Consider the following 21712-nt stretch of genomic DNA (forward strand, 5'->3'; position numbering starts at 1 on the left):
AGGATGCAGATCGAAGACAAGGTCTTTCTCGTCAGCGGCGGGGCCTCCGGGCTGGGCGCGGCCACCGCCGAGATGCTGATCGGCGCCGGCGCGCGGGTGATGCTGCTCGACATCGACGCCGCGGCGCTGGCCGAGCGGGCCGAGCAACTCGGCTGTCGCGCCAGCCGCGCCGACATCCGTGACGAGGCCGCGGTCGAGGCCGCGCTCCAGGACACCCTCGCCGCCCACGGCGCCCTGCACGGGCTGATCAACTGCGCCGGGGTCGCGCACGGCGAGAAGATCCTCGGTCGCCGGGGCCCGCACGCCCTGGACGGGTTCCGTCGGGTGATCGACATCAACCTCATCGGCAGCTTCAACCTGATGCGCCTGGCCGCGCCGCTGATCGCCGAGAACGCGCCCGACGCCGACGGCGAGCGCGGGGTGATCGTCAACACCGGCTCGATCGCCGCCGCCGACGGCCAGATCGGCCAGGCCGCCTATGCCGCCTCCAAGGGCGCCGTCGCCAGCCTCACCCTGCCGGCGGCGCGCGAGCTGGCGCGCTTCGGCATCCGCGTGATGACCATCGCCCCGGGCATCTTCGAGACCCCGATGATGGCCGGGATGAGCGAGGAGGTGCGCGCCTCGCTCGCCGCCGGCGTGCCCTTCCCGCCCCGGCTCGGGCGCCCGGCCGAGTACGCCGCGCTGGTCCGCACGATCGTCACCAACCCCATGCTCAACGGCGAGGTGATCCGTCTCGACGGTGCCTTGCGCATGGCCGCCAGATAAAGGAGTCGTCATGATGGACCAGGACCCGATCGTCATCGTCAGCGCCGCCCGCACCCCGATGGGCGGCTTCCAGGGCGTGCTCGGCGGGCTCACCGCCCCGCAGCTCGGCAGCGCCGCGATCGGCGCCGCCGTCGAGCGCGCCGGCATCAGCGCCGACAGTATCGACGAGGTGCTGTTCGGCTGCGTGCTGCCCGCCGGGCTGGGCCAGGCACCGGCGCGTCAGGCCGCGCTCGGCGCCGGGCTGGATCACTCGACACGCTGCACCACCATCAACAAGATGTGCGGCTCGGGCATGGCGGCGGCCATCCACGGCCACGACATGCTGCTCGCCGGCAGCGCCGAGGTGGTGGTCGCCGGGGGCATGGAGAGCATGTCCAACGCCCCCTATCTGCTCGATCGCGCCCGCGGCGGCTATCGCATGGGGCATGGCCGGGTGCTCGACCACATGTTCCTCGACGGCTTGGAAGACGCCTACGACAAGGGCCGGCTGATGGGCACCTTCGCCGAGGACTGCGCCGCGGCCAACGGGCTCGACCGCGAGACCCAGGATGCCTTTGCCATCGAGTCGCTGACCCGCGCCCAGCGGGCGATCGACGACGGGCGCTTCGGCGACGAGATCACCCCGCTGCAGGTGCGCATCGGCAAGGAACAGCGGCTGATCGTCGACGACGAGCAACCGCCGCGCGCCCGGCTCGACAAGATCCCCGGGCTGCGACCGGCGTTTCGCGAAGGCGGCACCGTCACCGCCGCCAATTCGAGCTCGATCTCCGACGGCGCCGCCGCGCTGATCCTGATGCGCCGCGCCGAGGCCGAGCGCCGCGGGCTGGCGCCGCTGGCGGTGATCCACGGCCACGCCGCCTTCGCCGACGCCCCGGCGCGCTTCCCGGAGGCGCCGATCGGCGCGATCGAGCGGCTGATGCACAAGACCGGCTGGTCGCTCGACACGGTCGACCTGTTCGAGATCAACGAGGCCTTCGCGGTGGTCACCCTGGTGGCGATGCAGAAACTCGCCATCCCCCACGACAAGGTCAACGTCCACGGCGGCGCCTGCGCCCTCGGTCACCCGATCGGCGCCTCGGGCGCGCGCATCCTGGTCACCCTGCTCGCGGCACTGCGCCAGCGCGGTCTGAGGCGCGGCGTGGCGAGTCTGTGCATCGGCGGCGGCGAGGCCACCGCGATGGCCATCGAGTGTCTGTAGGAGGATCCGGCCCATGCTGCCCAACGAAGAACAACGCCTGCTCGGCGAGGCCGCGCGTCAGTTCGCGCAGAGGCGTCTCGCCCCCTTCGCCGCCGAGTGGGACCGCGAGCACCGCTTCCCCGAGGCGGCCATCGCCGAGATGGGGGAACTCGGCTTCCTCGGCATGCTGGTGCCCGAGCAGTGGGGCGGCAGCGACACCGGCTATCTCGCCTATGCCATGGCGCTCGAGGAGATCGCCGCCGGCGACGGCGCCTGCTCGACCATCATGAGCGTGCACAACTCGGTGAGCTGCATGCCGATCCTGCGCTTCGGCGACGCTGCCCAGAAAGACCGCTTCCTCACCCCCATGGCCAGCGGCGAGCTGCTCGGCGCCTTCGCCCTGAGCGAGCCCCAGGCCGGCTCCGACGCGCGCCAGCTCAAGACCCGGGCGCGTCGCGAGGGCGATCACTACGTGCTCGACGGCTGCAAGCAGTTCATCACCTCGGGGCGCACCGCCGGGGTGGTGATCGTCTTCGCCGTCACCGACGCGGCGGCCGGCAAGCGCGGCATCAGCGCCTTCATCGTGCCCACCGACACCCCCGGCTACAGCGTCAGCCGGGTCGAGGACAAGCTCGGCCAGCGCGCCTCGGACACCTGTCAGCTCCTGCTCGAGGGGGTGCGGGTCCCGGTCGAGAATCGGCTCGGCGCCGAGGGCGAGGGCTACCGCATCGCCCTGGCCAACCTCGAGGGCGGGCGCATCGGCATCGCCGCGCAGTCCGTCGGCATGGCGCGCGCCGCCTTCGAGGCCGCGCGCGACTACGCCCGCGAGCGCGAGAGCTTCGGCAAGCCGATCATCGAGCACCAGGCGGTGGCCTTCCGGCTCGCCGACATGGCCACCCAGATCGCCGTCGCCCGCCAGATGGTGCACCACGCCGCGGCCCTGCGCGATGCCGATCAACCGGCGCTGGTGGAGGCCTCGATGGCCAAGCTGTTCGCCTCGGAGATGGCCGAGCGGGTCTGCTCCTCGGCGCTGCAGACGCTCGGCGGCTACGGCTATCTGAGCGACTTCCCGATCGAGCGCATCTATCGCGACGTCCGTGTCTGTCAGATCTACGAGGGCACCAGCGACATCCAGCGTCTGGTGATCTCGCGCAATCTCTGAGCAGGAGCCGCCCCATGAGCGACCGTCCCATCCAGCTGCAGATCCACGACCGCGTCGGTCTGATCACCCTCGAGCGCCCGGAGGCGCTCAACGCACTCGACGCCCGGCTGATCCGCGAACTCAACCACGCGCTCGACGACCTGGAGGCCAACCCGCGGATCGGCTGTATCGTCATCACCGGCTCGGAGCGGGCCTTCGCCGCCGGCGCCGACGTCAAGGAGATCGCCGATCTCGGCTATCCCCAGACCTATGTCGACGACCTCTGCGGCGACAGCGACCGCATCGCCGCCCGGCGCAAGCCGATCATCGCCGCGGTCAACGGCTTCGCCCTCGGCGGCGGCTTCGAGCTGGCGCTGATGTGCGACATCATCCTCGCCGGCGAGGGCGCGCGGTTCGGCCTGCCGGAGACCAACCTGGGGGTGCTGCCGGGGATGGGCGGCACCCAGCGCCTGACCCGCGCCGTGGGCAAGTCCAGGGCGATGGAGATGTGTCTCACCGGACGGCTGATCGACGCCGCCGAGGCCGAGCGCTACGGTCTGGTCGCGCGCGTCGTACCCGCCGCCCGGCTGCTCGACGAGGCGCTCGACACCGCGCGGCTGATCGCCGCCAAGTCGATCCCGATCAGCATGATGCTCAAGGAGAGCGTCAATCGCGCCTTCGAGGTCGGGCTCACCGAGGGCGTGCGCTTCGAGCGGCGGGTGTTTCACGCCGCCTTCGCCACCCACGACCGGCGCGAGGGCATGGCCGCCTTCATCGCCAAGCGCGAGGCGCGCTTCGAGGACCGCTGAGCCCTCCGTCCCCACCCACGACCCGCCGCGCGGCGGGCCGTGGCCCCGCCCCCTCCCGCCACTGCCGCGCGTTCGCCTCGCCCCTGGCCGGTCCGCGCCCGAGCGGTCCGCACGATTCGCGCATCAACACAAATCATAAAGACCAACCTGATCGCTATTGCCGATGAATCGCATGCGGCCAAACGATTAGCGCCCGATCGCCCCGCCTCCTACGCTGATGCCATACCGCACAGCCGCGACGGCGGTGCATTCCAATCGACGCATCCACGAACGGAGAGCCGCGATGAACCAGCAAACGACCCAGGGGACCGGCACGTGTCCGGTGATGCACGGCGCGAACACCACCGTAGGCGCCACCAACATGGACTGGTGGCCGAAGGCGCTCAATCTCGACATCCTCCACCAGCACGACCGCAAGAGCGATCCGATGGGCGCGGACTTCGACTATCGCAAGGCGCTCGAACAGCTCGACGTCGAGGGCCTCAAGCGCGACCTGCACGCGCTGATGACCGACAGCCAGGCGTGGTGGCCCGCCGACTGGGGACACTATGGCGGGCTGATGATCCGCATGGCCTGGCACGCCGCCGGCAGCTATCGCATCGCCGACGGGCGCGGCGGCGCCGGCACCGGCAACCAGCGCTTCGCCCCGCTCAACAGCTGGCCGGACAACGTCAACCTCGACAAGGCGCGCCGCCTGCTGTGGCCGATCAAGAAGAAGTACGGCAACCGCGTGAGCTGGGCCGACCTGATCGTGCTCGCCGGCACCATCGCCTATGAGTCGATGGGGCTCAAGACCTTCGGCTTCGCCTTCGGGCGCGAGGACATCTGGCACCCCGAGCAGGACATCTACTGGGGCTCGGAGAAGGACTGGCTGGCCCCCACGGACAACCCCGAGAGCCGCTACTCCGGCGAACGCGACCTGGAGAACCCGCTGGCGGCGGTGATGATGGGGCTGATCTACGTCAACCCCGAGGGGGTCGACGGCAACCCCGACCCGCTGCGCACCGCGCGCGACGTGCGCGAGACCTTCGCCCGCATGGCGATGGACGACGAGGAGACCGTCGCCCTCACCGCCGGCGGTCACACCGTCGGCAAGTGTCACGGCAACGGTGATGCCGCCCTGCTCGGCCCCGAGCCCGAGGCCGCCGCGCCCGAGGACCAGGGGCTCGGCTGGATCAACAAGACCACCCGGGGGATCGGTCGCGACGCGGTCACCAGCGGCATCGAGGGCGCCTGGACGACCCACCCGACGCGCTGGGACGAGGGCTACTTCGCCATGCTGCTGGGTCACGAGTGGGCGCTGGCGAAGAGCCCGGCCGGGGCCTGGCAGTGGCAGCCGGTCGAGATCGCCGAGGCCGACCGTCCGGTCGACGTCGAGGACCCGTCGATCCGACGCACCCCGATCATGACCGACGCCGACATGGCGATGAAGATGGACCCGGCCTACCGCAAGATCGCCGAGCGCTTCCACCAGGACCCGGCGTACTTCTCCGAGGTCTTCGCCCGCGCCTGGTTCAAGCTCACCCATCGTGACATGGGTCCCAAGGCGCGCTATATCGGCCCCGACGTCCCCGCCGAGGACCTGATCTGGCAGGACCCGATCCCCGCCGGCCCGACCGACTACGACGTCGAGGAGGTCAAGGCGCGGATCGCCGAGAGCGGCCTCGGGATCGGCGAGCTGGTTGCCACCGCCTGGGACAGCGCCCGCACCTTCCGCGGCTCCGACCTGCGCGGCGGCGCCAATGGCGCGCGCATCCGGCTCGCGCCGCAGAAGGACTGGCCGGGTAACGAGCCCGAGCGCCTGGGCCGGGTGCTCGGGGTGCTCGAGGGCATCGCCAAGGCGTCCGGCGCGAGCCTCGCCGACACCATCGTGCTCGCCGGCAACGTCGGGGTCGAGCAGGCGGCGCGCGCCGCCGGGTTCGAGATCCACGTGCCCTTCGCCCGCGGTCGCGGCGACGCCAGCGCGGAGATGACCGACGCCGACTCCTTCGCGCCACTCGAACCCGTCCACGACGGCTACCGCAACTGGCTCAAGCAGGACGACACCGTCAGCCCCGAGGAGCTGCTGCTCGACCGCACCCAGCTGATGGGCCTCACCGCCCCCGAGATGACGGTGCTGATCGGCGGCATGCGGGTGCTCGGCACCAACCACGGCGGCACCCGCCACGGGGTGTTCACCGATCGCGTCGGGGTGTTGAGCAACGACTTCTTCGTCAATCTCACCGACATGGCCTATCGCTGGGAGTCGGCGGGCGAGAACCGCTACGAGATCCGTGAGCGCGCCAGCGGCGAGCTGCGCTGGACTGCGACCCGGGTCGACCTGGTGTTCGGCTCCAACGCCATCCTGCGCGCCTATGCCGAGGTCTACGCCCAGGACGACAACCGCGAGAAGTTCGTCCACGACTTCGTCGCCGCCTGGACCAAGGTGATGAACGCCGATCGTTTCGATCTGGTCTGACACGCCCCCGCGCCGTCGCCGCGGCGCGGGGTCGCGCGTGATCTCAGAAGCGATAGCTCAGGGTCGCCTTGAGGTTGCGGCCCGGTCCCTCGAGCGCGGAGAGATAGGGCAGATAATCCTCGTCGAACAGGTTGTCGATGCCGAGATCGAGGGTGAGATCGCGGTGCGGGCGCCAGGTCAGCCACAGGTCGTGGAGCTGATAGGCGTCGGCGGGCGTGCCGTCGACCGGCACCCGGTCCTGCTCGGCGACGAAGCGCGCGCGCCAGCCCAGCTCGACCCGCTGCTCGGGCAGTCGCAACCCGGCCTCGAGCTGCCAGGTGTCGGGCTGCACGCTCGAGAGCGGCTCGCCACTGGTCTTGTCCTCGCCCCGGGTGCGGGCGAAGAAGGCGTTGGCGAACCAGCGCCCGGCGTCGTACCCGGCCTCCAGCTCGAAGCCCTCGAGCTTGGCCGAATCGACGTTGCGGAAGCTCGTCACCCCACCGCGCTGCGGGTTGCCCGGTACCGGATAGAAGACGAACTGCACGATCTGGTCGATGAAGTCGTCGACGTCGTTGCGGAAGGCGCGCGCCTGGAAGCGGGCATGATCACCCGGTGCGAACAGGTCGTCGCGATGTAGCCGAATGCCGATCTCCTTGTTGTGCGCCTTCTCGGGTTCGAGATCGGGGTTGGGCACGAATAGGTTCTGGCAGCCGCGACCACAGCTGAAATGGGTTCCGGAGACATAGAGCTCGGAGACGCCGGGGGCACGGAAGGCCTCGTTGTAGCTCGCCTGCAGCGACAGCCAGTCGGTGACGGCGACATCCACCCCGAGCTTGGCCGAGAAGGCGCTGTCGTCGTGATCCTCCAGCGTCGCATCGTCGCTCTCGCGGGTGTAGCGGTCCCAGCGCACCCCGGGGATCAGGGTCCAGCGCTCGCCGATCATGATCTCGTCCTGGAGAAAGAGCCCGAGCACCTCGCCCTCGCCGTCCGGGTAGCTGCTGCGCGGTGCGCCGTCGCGGCGGGCCTCGACGCTGTCGCGATGCCACTCGAGGCCGTAGCTCACCAGCTGCGCCAAGGCGCCCTCGCCGGAGAGGCGCATCTGGTTGCGCAGGTCGACCCCCAGGGTCTCGATCTCGGTCTCGTCCTCGCGACCGTCGTGCAGCCGGGTCTCGTCGATGTCGGTGAGGTTGCGATAGAGGGTCAGCGACGGGTTGAACCAGGGCTGATCCGGCGAGGCGTGACGATAGCGCAGCGCCAGATTGGTCTGCTGGATGTCGCGATCGAGCAGATCCTCGGCGGTGGCGGCGATCTGGGCGTTCGACGGCACCTCGCCGGAGAGCTCGCCGCCCATCAGCGAGAGCCCGAAGTGGTTGACCCCGTCCGGGGTCCAGTTGAGCTTGCCGAGCCCGGAGAGCCGTTCGTAGCCGGAGTGATCGAGATCCTCGCCGTTGCCGAGGGCGACGTCACCGGCCTCGCGGTAGGAGAGATTGAGCAGGTAGTCGAGCCCGTCGGTCGGCGCGCCATAGACCGCCGCCGCCCCCAGCCACTCGTCGTTGACGTCCTGATAGCCGGTCTTGACCAGTCCGCCGATGCGCTGCCCCGGGCGCAGCAGATCGGCCGCCTCCCGGGTCTGCAACGCCACCACCCCGCCGATCGCGCCGCTGCCCCAGAGCGCCGAGGCCGGGCCACGCAGCACCTCGACGCGCTCGAGCAGCTCGGGCTCGACGAAGATCCGCGCGCTGTGCGAGCGCGAGAAGTTCTGCCGTACCCCGTCGATCAGATAGAGCAGCCGGCTGTCGCCGATGCCGCGGATGGTCAGCTGTTGCCCGGCCGGGCGCGGTCCGCCGCCGAGGGCGACGTTGGGCAGGGTCTCGAGCACCTCGCCGACGGTGCTCGGCTGGTCGCGCTCGAGCTGATCGCGCTCGACCACGCTGACCGACTCGGGCAGGGTGTCGACGGCGCGCTCGGTGCCGGTGGCCACCACCGAGATGGTCGGCAGGCGGGGCTCGGCGGCCAGCGGCTGGGCGAGCGCGACCAGCGCGCAGCAACCGACCAACCGCGGGAGCGATGCGGATTGGGACATCATGGATCACCTCGAAGACAGGGCCGACATCGCTGGCGTAAGGCTGGCGTCGGGATGAATCAGGAAGTCACGGACAGCGTCTGCGGCACGGGCGCGGCAACCCGCACCCCGGCGCCACGGCGCGACGGGCGCACCGCGCGCGCGACCAGATCGAGCACCGCGCCGGTCGGACAGAGCAGCCGACACCACAGCATCGGCACCCAGGCCGCGACCCGCAGCACCAGAAAGAGCGCGAGCAGGAACCACAGTGACGCGACATCGAGCGCGAACAGGTCGGGGAACAGCTCGAACCCGCTCCAGCGCTCGACACCGAGCACCACCCCGCCGATCAGCACCGCCGCCAGCACCAGCCGCAGCCAGTACATCGTGCGAGCGCCGAGCGGCCAGCGACGCCAGCGCGAGCGCCGGTCGAGACGCGCCACCAGCCGTTGTGCCTGACCGAAGGGACAGAGGTGGCGACAATAGGTGTTGTCGTCCCAGATCGCGCCGAGCAGCACCAGCACGGCATAGCCACCGACCAGCGCCGAGACCGAGACACCGAGCAGCGGATGGAGCAGGTTGAGATAGGTGAAGCCGAGGTTGAACAGGAAGCCGAGCGTCACCAGGCTGATCAACCCGAGCAGGGTTCGCTCGGTCCGCTCCAGCCGCCAGCGCCGCTGCCAGACGAGCGCGAACAGCACCAGGAGCAGCGCCAGCTGCCAGACCCAGCGATCGGAGAGCGGCGCCTCCAGCGCGAAGCCCCGGGCCGGACGGTCGAGATGCTCGTCGAGTGCCGGCGCGGCGCTGTCGATCAGCTCGTCGAGGGCGCGCGCCAGCGCCTGCGAGGTCAGGGTCGCGCCGCTCACCGCGTCGATCCGTTGCAACCCCGGGGCGATCTCGACCGCGCGGGCGCGATCGTAGAACCCGGCGCGCTCGACCCGGTGCAGATAGCTCGGGGTCTCGCGCGACTCGAGCAGCACCAGCTCGCGCACCCCGCCCTCGGCATCGAGATAGACGCCGATGTGCAGCGGCCCGGCGAAGCCGCGCACCCGGCTGTCGAGCCCGAGGTTGTCGAGATAGACCCCGCGATAGCGTCCGGCGCGATCGCGCCGCTCGGCGAGCGGCAGCCCCTCGGTGGCCTGCGCCAGCGCGCGATAGCCGTCCGGGTCGCCGGCCTCGGCGCGCGCGGCCAACGCGGCGGCGGCCTCGCCCGGAGCAACGCGTGCCGGATCATCGCCGCCGAGCAGGCCGAAGCCGCTCGGCGCCGACTCGGCGGCACCGAGCAGCGCATAGCCGTGTCCCCGGGTGGGGACCGCGCCGCTCATCAGCCCGAACCCCGTGCTCGCCGCCTCGTCCGTCCGGCCGATCAGCCGCGGCTGCGCGTGTGCCGGATCGACGGGGTCGATGCGGAAGGCCGGACCGGTCTCGACCGGCTCGGCGCGCGCCCACAGCACGGCGACGAGCACGACGAGCAGCAGGGTCGCGGCGACCCGACGGCGGCCGAGCCGCTCAAGCGCCACCATCAAGGGTCTGCCTCACGATCTCGACCACCCAGTCGTTGAGACCGGCGTCGGGCAGGATGGCATCACCAGCATAGCGCACCCGGCTGCCCTCCGGACTCTGCGCCACCGCCTCGCCGATGATGTCGTCCTGGAAGGCGGGGTCGACGGCGACCAGCACCGGCAGCACCGCCGCCCGGTCCTCCAGCTCCAGCACCTGCTCGATGGCGCGCAGGGTCGGCTCGGGCGAGTAGTCGACCAGGTGTCCGCACCAGGCATAGGCGATGGTGTCGATGCCCGCCTTGAGCTTGAGATAACGCCCGATGTCGCCGACCAGTGCCTCCCACTGCTGGTTGTAGCGCGCGTCACCATAGGCGACCAGCACCACGCCGGTGTCCTCGGTCTCGCCGGCGAGCGCCTGGGTGCGGCGCAGCAGGTTCTTCTTCAGCAGCGAGGAGAAGTCGAGCATCGGGGTCAGGGTGACACGCGCCCGGGGACGATAGAGTTCGATCTCCTCCTCGGCGAGCTTGGCCATGACCTTGGGGTCGGCCTTCATGCCGAGGATGGTGGGGATGTCGTCGAGCGAGTGCGAGCTGACGGTGAGAAACAGCGGCACCACGATCACCTCGTCGAACCCGGCCTCGTCGAAGGCGCGCATCTGGGTGCCGATCGAGGGTTCGTTGTACTCCATGAAGGCGGTACGCACCTCGGCGATCCGGCCATCGGCCATGATGCGATCGCGCACCGATTCCTCGACATCGACCAGCATGTCGCGCCAGTTCTTCGAGTGCGAGCCGTGGTTGACCAGCAGCACCCCGACCTTGGCCCCCTGCCCCTCCTCGGGGACCGGTTCGCCGCAGCCGCCCAGCAGCAGCGGCAACAGCACCAGGACGGCGAGGGCCCGTTTCAGCAATCGTCTGTTCATGGCGGTGGATCGACTCCTCAATCGCGCGAGTCCCCTGTACACGATTCTCGGGGACGATGATTCCGGCCAGGGATGATATTGGCTTCGAGAATCATTATCAATTGAGAACTATCAATCCGCTGTCGGCAACTCCTCGCCCGCCCGCTCATCGGTCCCCTCCCCCGCCCCCGTCTCGAACAGCCAGCGACCCAGCGCGTCCTCGATCAGAGCGATACGTGTGCGCACCGTCGCCAGTCGCTGTTCGGCACCCTCGGTCAGCGCCCGCGCCTCGGTCAGCTCGACCTCCAGCGCATGTGCCCGTTCGCGCGCACGTCGGGCACGGCGCGAGCCCGGGCTCGTCGCCACCGCCGCAAGCTGCTCGCCGATCTCGTCGAGCGCGCGCTCGAGCCCCACCACCCGCGCCCGCGCTGCTGACAGGCGCTCGCGCTCGACCGCCTCGCGCTCACCGAGCCGGTCCAGTACCCCCTGTACCCGCGCCAGCCGTGCCTCGGCCTCCTCGCGTCGGGCCCGCCCGGCACGACTGAGCGCGGCCTCGCGTCCCTCGCGCTCCAGGGTGTGCATGCGCTGCTGGTGCAGCACCTCGATCTCGCGCTCGCGCAGTCGTTGCTCCTCGCCGAGCTGGCGCAACTCGTCGTCGAAACGCGCCCGACGCTGTCGCAAGGCCTCGCGCTCGCCCTCCTGGTGCAGCGCCCACTCGGCCTCGGCGCGTGCGCGCCGTTGCGCGCGTTCCTCGCGCAGCGCCTCCTCCAGCGAGGCGTTGCGCAGTTCGAGTTCACGCGCATGGGCCTCCAACTCGCGCGCGCGCCGCTCCCGCGCCAGCGCCTGCTCCTCGGCGAGCTCGGCGTGCCGGGCACGCTCCCGCGCCGCCTCCAGACGCTGCTCGCGCTCGGCGGACTCCACCGGCGCCGCGGCCTCGAGCAGTGCCAGTCGGGCCGACTGGAAGGTGCCGGGATCGCGCTCGTGCGCGCGCCAGGCGGTGGCGAACTCGTGCGGCGAGAGCCGCCGCGCCGGGTCCTCCCAGTGCTCGAAGCCGGGGATCGTGGCGAGACCGCCACGCAGATACTTGCGGTACTGCCCTTGCAGACGATCGTCGAAATAGGCGCGTACCGCCCCCGGCTCGAACAGCTTGAGCGCGAGCAGCGCGCAGAAGAGGATGGCGAGCAACGCCTGGGCGAAACCCTCGACGGTCTCGAAGTGCGGTACGCCGCGCTCGTCGGGGCGCGCGCGCAGCGCCTCGAGCGCCTTGGAGCGGGCGGCAAAGGTCAGGCGCGGGGGCTCGGCCGGGGGCTGCTCGGCGGCGAGTTCGGCGCGGAGGCGTTCGCGCTCGGCCGCACCCGAGGCACGCAGCGCGTCGAGCCGCGCGGCGAGCGCGCGCAGCCGCTGCTCGGTCTCCGCGATCTCGGTGCCGGTCCCGCCGAGCCGAGCGCCGAGCGCGGCCTCGGCACGCTCGACCTCGGTCTCCAGTTCGGCGGCCTGACGTTCCCAGCGTCTGGCCTCGGGACCATAGCCGGGCGGGCGCCCGGCGCGACCGTGCAACTCGTCGCCGAGCCGCAGACGGGCGGCGGCCAACTCCTCGCGCAGCAGTTCGAGTCCGGGGGCGGCGGCCGACTCGATCCGCGCGCGGCGCTCACGCGCGCGCTCGAGCGTCTCGGTGAGGCGCGCGCGCTCGGCCTCCAGGGCCGCGATCCGTGCGCCGGTCTCGCGTGCCAGCGGCGCCAGACGCTCGGCGAGCCGGGCCTCCAGCCGCGCGGCACGCTCGGCCTGATAGCGCTCGACCTGGCGCTGGTGATGGAGGGCGATGTCGTCGGCGCGGATCAGCCGCGCCAGCAGGGGCGCGGTGACATAGAGCGAGAGCGCGACGATGAGCACGCGCACCAGCACCCCGACGAACCAGCGCGTGCGCGCGCCGAGACCGCCGCGCGGTCGCTCCGAGAGCATCAGCGAGGCATCGACCACCCAGATCACGGTGAACATCAGCAGGAAGAAGAAGATCCCCGCCGGCCAGCGCAGCCAGGGGCTCGCCTCGGGCACCAGCGAGGCGCCGACCAGCCCCCAGACGACGCCCTCGAGCAGCGCCATCAGCAGGATCAACAGGGTCGCGAAGCCGAGCCAGATGCGCACGGCCGGGGTGAGCAGCGCGGCGCCGTAGGGACGCAGCCGCAAGCGGTCGAGCAGGAGACGCCCGGGGCCCGGGCGCGACCATCCATTCGCCATCTCGAGACCTCGACAGGAACGGCGGCACACAGACGCCGACCAGGGAGAGATGGGGATGGGAGATGACGGGCACAAAAAAACCGGCATCTTTCGATACCGGTTTTCTTGAGTGTTTGGAGCGGGAAACGAGACTCGAACTCGCGACCCCAACCTTGGCAAGGTTGTGCTCTACCAACTGAGCTATTCCCGCCGAAAGAGATGCCCATTATAGACGACATCTCCGGGGCGTCAACCCCTATCGTCATATTTTTTTCAGTCGCCCTGCTTGGCGCCGCTCAGGCTCGGCCAGGCCGCGCGCAGATAGAGCACCATCGACCACAGGGTCAGGATGGCGGCGACATAGAGCAGCGCCACGCCGAGACCGTAGAGCCAGGGGCCGAAGACCGACTCGCGCAGGATGAGGATGGCGATCGAGATCATCTGCACCGTGGTCTTGATCTTGCCGAGCATGGAGACGGCCACCGCCGCGCGGTCGCCGATCTCGGCCATCCACTCACGCACCGCGGAGACGGCGATCTCGCGCCCGATGATCACCATCACCGGTAGCGCCATCAGCACCCGCGGGTCGGCCTGCACGGCGACCACCAGGGCCACGGCCACCATCAGCTTGTCGGCCACCGGGTCGAGGAAGGCGCCGAGCGGCGAGGTCTGGCTCCAGCGGCGCGCCAGATAACCATCGAGCCAGTCGGTCAGCGCCGCGGCACCGAACACGGCGGCGGCGGCATAGGCGGCCCAGGGGGCATCGACATAGAAGACGGCGACGAACACCGGGATCAGCAGGATCCGCAGCAACGTCAGCAGATTGGGGAGGTTCCACATAAGGTCAGGGTCCAGCGGCCTCGCGGTGGAGGGCATCGTAGATCTGTTGGGCCAGGTGCCGGCTGATCCCCTCGACCCCGGCGATGTCCTCGACACCGGCCCGGATCAGGCCGCGCATGCCGCCAAATTGCCTGAGGAGTCGCTGTCGGCGCTTGGGACCGATTCCGTCGATGCCTTCCAGCACCGAGGTGGTGCGGGCCTTGGCTCGCCGCTGGCGGTGGGCCGTGATCGCAAAACGATGGGCTTCGTCACGGATCTGCTCGATGAGATGCATGGCCGGCGAATCGCTCGGCAGTATAACGGGCGCCTCCCGCCCCAACAACCAGAGCTGTTCGGTGCCGGGGCGTCGGTCCGGGCCCTTGGAAACCCCGACCAGGCACTCGATCGACATCCCCAGCTCGGCCAGCGCCGCGGCCGCGGCGTTGAGCTGACCGCGCCCGCCGTCGATGAAGAGCACGTCGGGTTCGGGCGCCTCGCCGCGCTGCACCCGGGTGTAGCGACGGGTCAGCGCCTGGGCCATGGCGGCATAGTCGTCGCCCGGGGTGATACCCTCGATGTTGAAGCGACGGTAGTCGGACTTGCGCGGCCCCTCGCCGTCGAACACCACGCAGGAGGCCACCGTGCGCTCACCCCGGGTATGGCTGATGTCGAAGCACTCCATCCGGCGCGGCACGGCATCGAGCGCCAGCGCCTCGCGCAGCGACTCCAACCTGAGTCCGTAGCCGGCGCGACTGCCGAGCCGCGCGCGCAGCGCCACCTCGGCGTTGGCGCGCACCATCTCCAGCCAGCGCGCGCGCTCGGCGCGCACCCGCGACTTGATCCGCACCCGGTGACCGGCGTGCTCGCCGAGCGCCTGCTCGAGCAGCCCCTGCTCCTCGACCGACTCGCCGACGACCAGCTCCCCCGGGACCTCGTGCCCGGCATAGAACTGAGCGAGGAAGGCCGCGAGCACCCCGTCCGTCGCCGTCTCCTCGGGCACGCGCGGGAAGAACGCGCGGGTGCCGAGGCTGCGCCCGCCGCGCACGAACATCACCGCCACGCAGCTCTGCCCCCCGTCCTGCACGCAGGCGAGCAGATCGAGATCGCCGCCCTCGCCGCTGACGTACTGACGCTGCAGCACCTGACGCAGCTGCTCGATGCGGTCGCGCAGCTCGGCGGCGCGTTCGAACTCGAGCGCGGCGGCGGCGGCCTCCATCTCGGCGACCAGCTCGTCGATCAGCTCGGGCGCCCGCCCCTCCAGGAACTTGACGGTACGCGCCACGTCGGCGGCATAGCTCGCCTCGTCGACCAGCCCGACACAGGGACCGCTGCAGCGCTTGATCTGGTACTGCAGACAGGGGCGCGAGCGGTTGCGGAAGACGGCCTCCTCGCACTGGCGCAGGGGGAAGACCTTCTGCAGCAGCTGCAGCGTCTCGCGCACCGCCCAGACGTTCGGATAGGGGCCGAACAGCCGCCCCGCGCGCGGGCGCGCACCGCGGTGGAAGGTCAACCGGGGGAAACGGTCCTGGGTGGTGAGGAGGATGTGCGGATAGCCCTTGTCATCGCGCAACAGCACGTTGAAACGCGGCTGCAGCGACTTGATGAGATTGCTCTCGAGCAGCAGCGCCTCGCCCTCGGTCCGGGTGACGGTGATGGCGATGTCGGCGATCAGGCTCACCATCAACTGAATACGACGGTTGAGCTGACGGCTGCGACTGAAGTAGCTTGCCACCCGGCGTCGGAGATTCTTCGCCTTGCCGACGTAGAGCACCGTGCCCTCGGCGTCGAGCATGCGATAGACCCCGGGTGACTGGGGGATGCCCTGGAGCAGGCTCCGGGGATCGGATCGATTGGCGTCTGCTGCGACACTCATGCAAGGATTCGTCTCGTCGGCCCCGCCGAACGGGGCGGCATCGATTGATTGTGCGCGTCCTTGTCCCTGGGCCAGGCTCGACTCCAACATGGGGGCGATCCAGGCGATTGCGCGCCAGCGCGCGCCCCACCCCGCCCCCAGGCCCTGGACTCACTGCGCGAGGAGCGTTGGATGACAGAAGAGAATTCCACACCGCGCACCGCCGAGGCGGGCGCGAAGCAGGATCGGGACGCCGCCCTGATCGCCACCATCAGCCATCGTCTCGCCCGGGTCGCCGAACAGGACCCGGACGGCACCGAGACCCTGGTCAACAGTCTGGGGCGGGCGCTCGCCCAACTCGACCAGGGGCAGATCGGGATGCGCGAGCGCATCTATCTCGCCGAGATCCTCCAAGCCTTCGAGGACCTGGAGACCGACCCGCGCCAGCTGCGCACCCTCGAACGGCTCGCCGAGGACATGGTCGCCCCGATGCCGGAGCCGGGCGCCCAGGACAACACCCTGGAGTCGCTGTTCGAGGACCCGCTGCCGGGGCGCGTCCATCAGGCCCAGAAGAGATCCCCCGAGCCCGAGCCTCAACCCGAACCCGAGCCGCCACCGAGACCGCGGCCGACCCCGCCGCCCGAACCCGCACCGCCGCCCAGACCGGAGCCGGAGCCGGAACCCATAGCCGCCGTCCACGAACTCGACGACGACATTTGGGAGCGCACGCCCGCGCCCGCGCCGCCACCGCCGCGGCCCGAGCGACGCGCACCGCCACCACCGCCCGAGCCGGACCCCGAGCCCGTGGCACGCGCCAGCCGGGCACGTCCGCGGCCCGACGCCGACGGTCGCGCGTCTGGCACGGCCAGCGCGACGACACAGCGGCTCGATCCACGCGACCGTAAATGGTGGGAGAGACAGCTCGAGCGCGTCAAGCTCCAGGGCGCGGCCGCGCTCGGCGCGCTCGGCGGGGTATTGGTGCTGGTGATCGCGCTCGCCTGGTGGAACCTGGGGGGCGCGGTCGCCGGACTCGGTGCCGGGCTCAGCGACGAGCCGCTGCGCGCCATCCAGGGGCTCGAGACCCAGGTCTCGGGGCTCCAGGCCGAGGTCCGGGCACTCACCGACGCGCTCGAGACCACCCGCGCCGAGCTGGCCGAGGCACGACGCGACGCGCCCGTCGACGACGGCGACGCCGACTTCCCCGACGATCCCCTCGCAGCAACCCCGGCGCCGACCACCCCGACGCCGACCGCCGCGCCCGGACGGCGCGTCGCGCTCAAGGAGATCCGCTACACCCTGCAGCTCGGCGCCTTCCTCAGCGAGGAGCGCGCCGGGCGCTTCCAGCGCCAGCTCGCCGCCCAGGGGATTGACACCTGGCGCATCGACAGCGGCCCGGGCAGCGGCTGGATCGCCATCACCGAGGGCATCTACCCCGGCTGGACGCCCGCGGCCACCGCCCTGGCCAAGCTCCCCCGACCACTGCGCGACGCCGGCGCCTGGGTGCGCGAGCTGCCGGTCGGCACCGAGCTCTACACCGGGCGGCGCTGAGGCCGCCCGGCCCTCACCCCCGGCGTGACCGGGGGTCGAAGGGACGCAGCCGCTCGAGCAGCACCGGGGTGACGAAGAAGTCGGTGAGCAGCGCCGCACCGATCCCCAGCGCCACCAGCGCGCCCATGTGGACGAACATGTTCACCGTCGAGGCGAGATAGACGGAGAAGTTCAGCACCAGCACCACCGAGGTCAGCACCAGGGCGACGCCGACGCTGGTGAAGGTACGCCGGATCGACTCGACGTAATCGCCACCGGTGCGCTGGTGCTCGAGCCGGGCATGGGCGATGAAGTGGATGCTGTCGTCGACCGCCAGCCCCAGCAGCATCGGCATGATGGTCACCGTCATGATGTCCATCGGGATCCCGCTCCAGCCCATGGCGCCACCGACGGCGAGCGCCGGGGCGACGTTCGGGATCATCGCGATCAGGCCGATGCGCACCCCGCCGAAGACCACCATCATCAACCCCCCGATGATCACCAGCGCCACCATGAAGGAGCCGAGCTGGCCCCAGGTGACCTGGTGCATCATGTAGGTGTACTGCGCGATCGAGCCGATCAGATACACCTTGGCGTCGGGGAACAACTCGGCGGCGCGGGCGCGGATACGCTCGAGCTCGCGCTCGGCCTCCTCCGAGTCGTAGTCGCTGACCTCGATCATCATCCGCAGTCGCTGGTAGTCGTAATCGACCCAGCGCGCCGCCTCGGTGCCGCCGGCGTTCTCGTAGAGCAACAGCAGCTGGGCGAGCAGCTGGCGATCCTCCGGCAGCCGGTAGTCGGCGTCGCCGCCGCCGAACACCGCCTGGTGCAGGTCCTTCACCACCAGGTTGAGCGAGGTCACCCGCTTGGTCAGCGGGAAGCCGAGGATCTCCTCGCGCAGCTGGTCGAGCTTGGCGAGGTTGGCCGGCTCGCGCGCCTTGTCCGGGGCGTCGAAGGCGATCGCCAGGTCATAGGCGTAGAGCGAGCCGACCTCGCTCTCGGCCACCGCGTTCATCCGCGCGATATAGGGCACCTGCAGCCCCATGGTCTCGCGATAGTCGAACGAGACGCGGAACTGACTGAGCCCGGCCACGCAGCCCAGGGTGAGCAGCAGGAAGACGGCGATCACCGCACGCGGACGGCGCAACACCCAGCCGCCGAAGGCGCCGAGCAGCCGCTCCAGCGCACGCCCACGGGGGCGATCGCCCGGACCCGCGTCCGGCGCCGGGGCGCGATCCCGACCGAAGCTCAGCAGCACCGGCAACACCAGCACCACCAGCGCCCAGGTCACCAGCACCAGGCTCGCCGCGGTGTAGCCGATCCAGTGGATCGGCTGCAGCGGGATGAGCAGGAAGGAGAGCATCGCCGCGGCCGTGGTCAGCGCGGTGAACAGCAACGGCCAGCCGGTCTCCTCCAGGGCGTGGAGGATGGCCGCGCGGCGCGCGCCGGTGACGAGGAAGCGACGGCGGAAGTGGTTGATGACATGGATCGAGTAGCCGATCGACACCGCCATGCCGAGAAACAGCGGCAGGAACACCAGCGAGGGGTCGATACCGACGCCGAGATGGCCCTGCACCCCGAGCACCATCGCCATCGCCGCCGCCGCGGTGAGCAGCGGGAAGAGCACGCCCCACACCGAGCGCAGCGTCACCGCCAGGATCAGCGCGCTGACCAGCAGCGAGATCCCCAGCAGGCGCGGCGCCTCGGCGTTGAAGAACCGCTTCTTCTCGTAGTTGACCGCCGGCAGCCCCGAGACCTGCGGGCGCATGAAGGCGTACTCGGGCTGGGCGGCGATCTCGCTGCAGCTGCGCCCGACCTGCAGGTCCGGGCCCTCGCTGCGCGCGACCTCGCCATAGCCGTGGAGACGCAGCATCACCCAGGTCTGGGTGCCGTCGGCCGAGACCAGCCGATCGCGGATCGACGGGCGCGACATCGCCAGGGCGCGGATCTCGGCGAGCGCCGCGGCCGACTCCGGCACCGGCTCGGGGACCAGCTCGGTGATCTCCAGCCCCTCCTCGCTCCCGAGCATGAACTCCAGGTCGGTCAGCGACAGCACCTCGTCGGCATGGGGGACGCGACGCTCCAGCTCGGTGCCGAGCGCGCGGATGCCGCGCAGCACCTCGGGGCTGAACACGTCCTCGTGCTCGATCAGCACCGCGCAATAGTCGCTGTTGCCGAAGATGCGCTCGAAATGGTCGTGGTCCTGACGCATGGCGTCGTCTTCGAGCAGCCAGTTGTCCGGGTCAACATCGCTGTGCAGGCCGCCGATCCCGGACACCGCCGCACCGAGACAGAGCCCGACGCCGAGCAGCACCCACAGCCGGCGGCGCAGCAACGCCTCGGTGAGCCGGCGAAAGCCGAGGTTGACGCGCTCGATCCTCAGCATGACGCGCTCCCCGTGGCGGCGCGGGTCAGAAGCTGTACTTGAGCTTGAGCCATAACTGATCGTTCTCCTTGTAGAAGGCGAAAGCCCCCTCCTCGCCGCCGAACAGGTCGAGCCCGAGACCGGCGTGGAAGCGATCGGTGACCGCGTAATCGAGGCTGAGGCGGTTGTAGTAGCCCTGCTCGTTGGGACGGACGAAGAGCAGGTTGCTGAATTCGAGGGTCTCGCGCAGCAGATCGGCGCTCAGCCCCAGGGTGAGCACCGGGGTATGGGCCTCGCTGGCCAGGCCCTGGCCATAGCCGGGGATCCAGGCGTCCGAGACCTGGGCGATCAGCGTCCAGTTGTTGCCCGGCGTCCAGTCCAGCCCGAGCATCCAGTGCAGCAGGTCCTCGCGGCGCAGCGGGTCGCGCCAGTCGGCGGGCTCGAGGCGCTGCCCCTGGATGTAGACCGCCTCGCCACGGAACACGAAGCTCTGCCACGGACGGGCGAACTCCAGCCCCCAGAGGGTCAGACGATGGTGGCGCGGCACCAGGGTGAGGGCGCCGTCGGCGCCAGACTCGCGATCGAGGCTCGGCAGGTCCTCCCAGGTGTGGAGGACGGAGACGGCGAGATCGAGCCCGGCGCCGTAGTAGGACCAGCGCGCGGCGAACACCCCCTCGTCGAGGGCGCTGCCGGGACGCTCGACGCCCGCGCGCGCCACCCCCTCGGGGACCGGGTCGGGCAGCGCCCAGACCTCGCTCGGCGCGCGCCCGGGGCGAAAGCGCGGCGACCAGATCAGCGTGATCTGGCTGGAGTCGTCGAGCCGGCGCAGCCGTAGCGCGTCGACCCCGAGCCGCACCTCGTCGAGCTCGCGGGTGAGCGACTCGGAGCTGTCCAGGGTCGAGACCCGGTCGACGATACGCAGCCCGTCGGCACGCCCCCAGATCACCACCTGGCGCCCGAGTCGCGCGTCCCAGCCGCGCCCGACCAGATCGAGATAGCCCTCGTCGAGCTCGATCCGGTTGCCCTCGAAGGCGAGATCACGCTCGGCGGTGATGCGCGCGAACAGCTGACGATCGCCCTCGCCGGCGTAGAGCCGCAGCCGCGCCCGGGCGCGCGAGCCCTGGGTGTCCTGGGGGGCGGCAAGCTGCAGCGCCTGATAGGTCTCGACGAAACCGTCCCAGCTCAGGGTGTCGAGCAGCTCGCCCGAGGCCGCCGGCGAGAGACAGCCACAGCACAGCAGGACGGCGACGAGACGGCGACACATCGACGGGAACGACACGGCGGGGTCAGCGCAGATGGCCGCGCTGGATCGCCGAGACCTCGAAGAGCGCGTCGCGCAGCCCGGTGTCGTGGGCGATCTCCTCGATGGTCATCAGCGTGCGGTGGTCCTGCTGGACGTTGTGCATCTCGGTGCGGAACTGCACCCAGAAGCCGTCCTGCCGGCGCGCCTCGAGCACCCGCAGCACCTTGAGCAGACCGCGGTGGTCGTAGAACTCGACCTTGATCGGCAGGTCGGCGTCCTTGCGCACCCACACCTGCTTGCGGGTATAGAACTCGTCGGCGGCCTTGGGCACCGACTCCACCACCCAGCAATCGTGCCCGTCGAGGCGTTCCTCGCCGATCAGTTGATGGGTGTCCTCCTCGACGCTGCGGTCGCCCAGGTCGTCATAGGTGAAGTCCGAGCCCATGAAGGCGTCGTTGCGCGACTCGCCCATGATCCGCCGCACCCGCTTGAGCGCGGGCAGATAGAGCCAGCGATCGTCGTCGCGGGCGATGTCGTCGTACTCCCAGGTGAGGAAGGCGGTGCCCTTGACGTCGGGCGGCGACTGCAGCGCCATCACCTTGCGGGTGTCCGGCCCGTCGTCCTTGGACAGCACCAGCATCCGCCGCACCCGGGTGCTGCCGTTGCTGTTGATCAGCTCCATCACCATGGTCGAGCGGCGATCCTCACCGTCGGGACGCTGATCGACACGGGTCATGATCTCCTCGCCGGTGGGGGCGGCGAGGGTCGTGGCGGCGGTGAGCGCGAGCGCGCCGGCGAGCAGGCGGGATAACAGTTGGGCGCTGGGCATCGATGGGGTCCTCTGATCGGTTTCGGGGAGGCCCCCAGCCTATGAGTCGCCCCGCCCCGACGCTCCCCG

General features: G+C 70.6%; 15 protein-coding genes and 1 tRNA gene. 6 read left to right on the plus strand and 10 right to left on the minus strand.

From position 1 onward, the window contains the following. The first annotated feature begins 3 nt into the window (after window positions 1-3). The 5 genes from EBL85_RS05930 (at window position 4) to katG (ending at window position 6350) form a co-directional block, all read left to right on the plus strand. Window positions 4-765, plus strand: coding sequence for an SDR family NAD(P)-dependent oxidoreductase (locus tag EBL85_RS05930; protein WP_123142407.1), 762 nt, complete (start codon window positions 4-6; stop codon window positions 763-765). A 10-nt stretch (window positions 766-775) separates the two neighbouring features. Beyond that, window positions 776-1963 carry an acetyl-CoA C-acyltransferase gene (locus EBL85_RS05935; RefSeq protein WP_190288046.1) on the plus strand — a complete coding sequence of 396 codons (1188 nt, stop codon included), beginning with the start codon at window positions 776-778 and terminating at the stop codon, window positions 1961-1963. Window positions 1964-1976: 13 nt separating this feature from the next. Further along, on the plus strand, window positions 1977-3104 hold the full coding sequence (locus EBL85_RS05940) for an acyl-CoA dehydrogenase (RefSeq protein ID WP_123142408.1): 1128 nt from the start codon (window positions 1977-1979) through the stop codon (window positions 3102-3104). Between the two features lie 14 nt (window positions 3105-3118). Next, the gene (locus tag EBL85_RS05945) at window positions 3119-3892 is read left to right on the plus strand and encodes an enoyl-CoA hydratase-related protein (protein ID WP_123142409.1); all 774 of its coding nucleotides are present in this window, start codon (window positions 3119-3121) and stop codon (window positions 3890-3892) included. 283 nt (window positions 3893-4175) lie between these two features. Next, window positions 4176-6350 (plus strand): catalase/peroxidase HPI, encoded by a 2175-nt coding sequence (katG, locus tag EBL85_RS05950; RefSeq protein ID WP_123142410.1) that lies wholly within the window; start codon window positions 4176-4178, stop codon window positions 6348-6350. A 43-nt stretch (window positions 6351-6393) separates the two neighbouring features. On the opposite strand, the gene EBL85_RS05955 is transcribed toward katG, so the two are convergent. From EBL85_RS05955 to uvrC, 7 genes are all read right to left on the minus strand, one after another. Continuing rightward, on the minus strand, window positions 6394-8412 hold the full coding sequence (locus EBL85_RS05955; protein WP_123142427.1) for a TonB-dependent hemoglobin/transferrin/lactoferrin family receptor: 2019 nt from the start codon (window positions 8410-8412) through the stop codon (window positions 6394-6396). A gap of 59 nt (window positions 8413-8471) precedes the next feature. Continuing rightward, window positions 8472-9914 (minus strand): FMN-binding protein, encoded by a 1443-nt coding sequence (locus EBL85_RS05960; protein ID WP_123142411.1) that lies wholly within the window; start codon window positions 9912-9914, stop codon window positions 8472-8474. Then, window positions 9901-10815, minus strand: a complete 915-nt coding sequence (locus tag EBL85_RS05965) for a sirohydrochlorin chelatase (RefSeq protein ID WP_123142412.1) — start codon at window positions 10813-10815, stop codon at window positions 9901-9903. Before EBL85_RS05965 ends, EBL85_RS05960 begins: the two co-directional genes overlap by 14 nt. A gap of 111 nt (window positions 10816-10926) precedes the next feature. Next, a complete protein-coding gene (locus EBL85_RS05970) occupies window positions 10927-13029 on the minus strand; it encodes a DUF4407 domain-containing protein (RefSeq protein ID WP_123142413.1) in 2103 nt (700 codons plus the stop codon). A gap of 114 nt (window positions 13030-13143) precedes the next feature. Then, window positions 13144-13219: transfer RNA gene (locus EBL85_RS05975), tRNA-Gly, on the minus strand. 62 nt (window positions 13220-13281) lie between these two features. Further along, on the minus strand, window positions 13282-13848 hold the full coding sequence (pgsA, locus tag EBL85_RS05980; RefSeq protein WP_123140937.1) for a CDP-diacylglycerol--glycerol-3-phosphate 3-phosphatidyltransferase: 567 nt from the start codon (window positions 13846-13848) through the stop codon (window positions 13282-13284). A gap of 4 nt (window positions 13849-13852) precedes the next feature. Next, complete coding sequence (gene uvrC, locus EBL85_RS05985; RefSeq protein ID WP_123142414.1) at window positions 13853-15700, minus strand: excinuclease ABC subunit UvrC; 1848 nt, start codon at window positions 15698-15700, stop codon at window positions 13853-13855. A gap of 171 nt (window positions 15701-15871) precedes the next feature. Here uvrC and EBL85_RS05990 point away from each other — a divergent pair, with 171 nt between their 5' ends. Then, window positions 15872-17227, plus strand: coding sequence for an SPOR domain-containing protein (locus tag EBL85_RS05990; protein WP_123142415.1), 1356 nt, complete (start codon window positions 15872-15874; stop codon window positions 17225-17227). Window positions 17228-17240: 13 nt separating this feature from the next. Here the strand turns inward: EBL85_RS05990 and EBL85_RS05995 are convergent, their stop codons facing one another. The 3 genes from EBL85_RS05995 to EBL85_RS06005 are packed head-to-tail and all read right to left on the minus strand — an operon-like array spanning window position 17241 to window position 21643. Further along, window positions 17241-19592 carry an RND family transporter gene (locus tag EBL85_RS05995; protein WP_123142416.1) on the minus strand — a complete coding sequence of 784 codons (2352 nt, stop codon included), beginning with the start codon at window positions 19590-19592 and terminating at the stop codon, window positions 17241-17243. 25 nt (window positions 19593-19617) lie between these two features. Further along, on the minus strand, window positions 19618-20835 hold the full coding sequence (locus EBL85_RS06000; protein ID WP_123142417.1) for a DUF1302 family protein: 1218 nt from the start codon (window positions 20833-20835) through the stop codon (window positions 19618-19620). Window positions 20836-20857: 22 nt separating this feature from the next. Continuing rightward, window positions 20858-21643 (minus strand): outer membrane lipoprotein-sorting protein, encoded by a 786-nt coding sequence (locus EBL85_RS06005; protein ID WP_062273607.1) that lies wholly within the window; start codon window positions 21641-21643, stop codon window positions 20858-20860. Window positions 21644-21712 lie beyond the last annotated feature (69 nt).

Source organism: Marichromatium sp. AB32 (assembly GCF_003718675.1).
Lineage (GTDB): Bacteria > Pseudomonadota > Gammaproteobacteria > Chromatiales > Chromatiaceae > Marichromatium > Marichromatium gracile.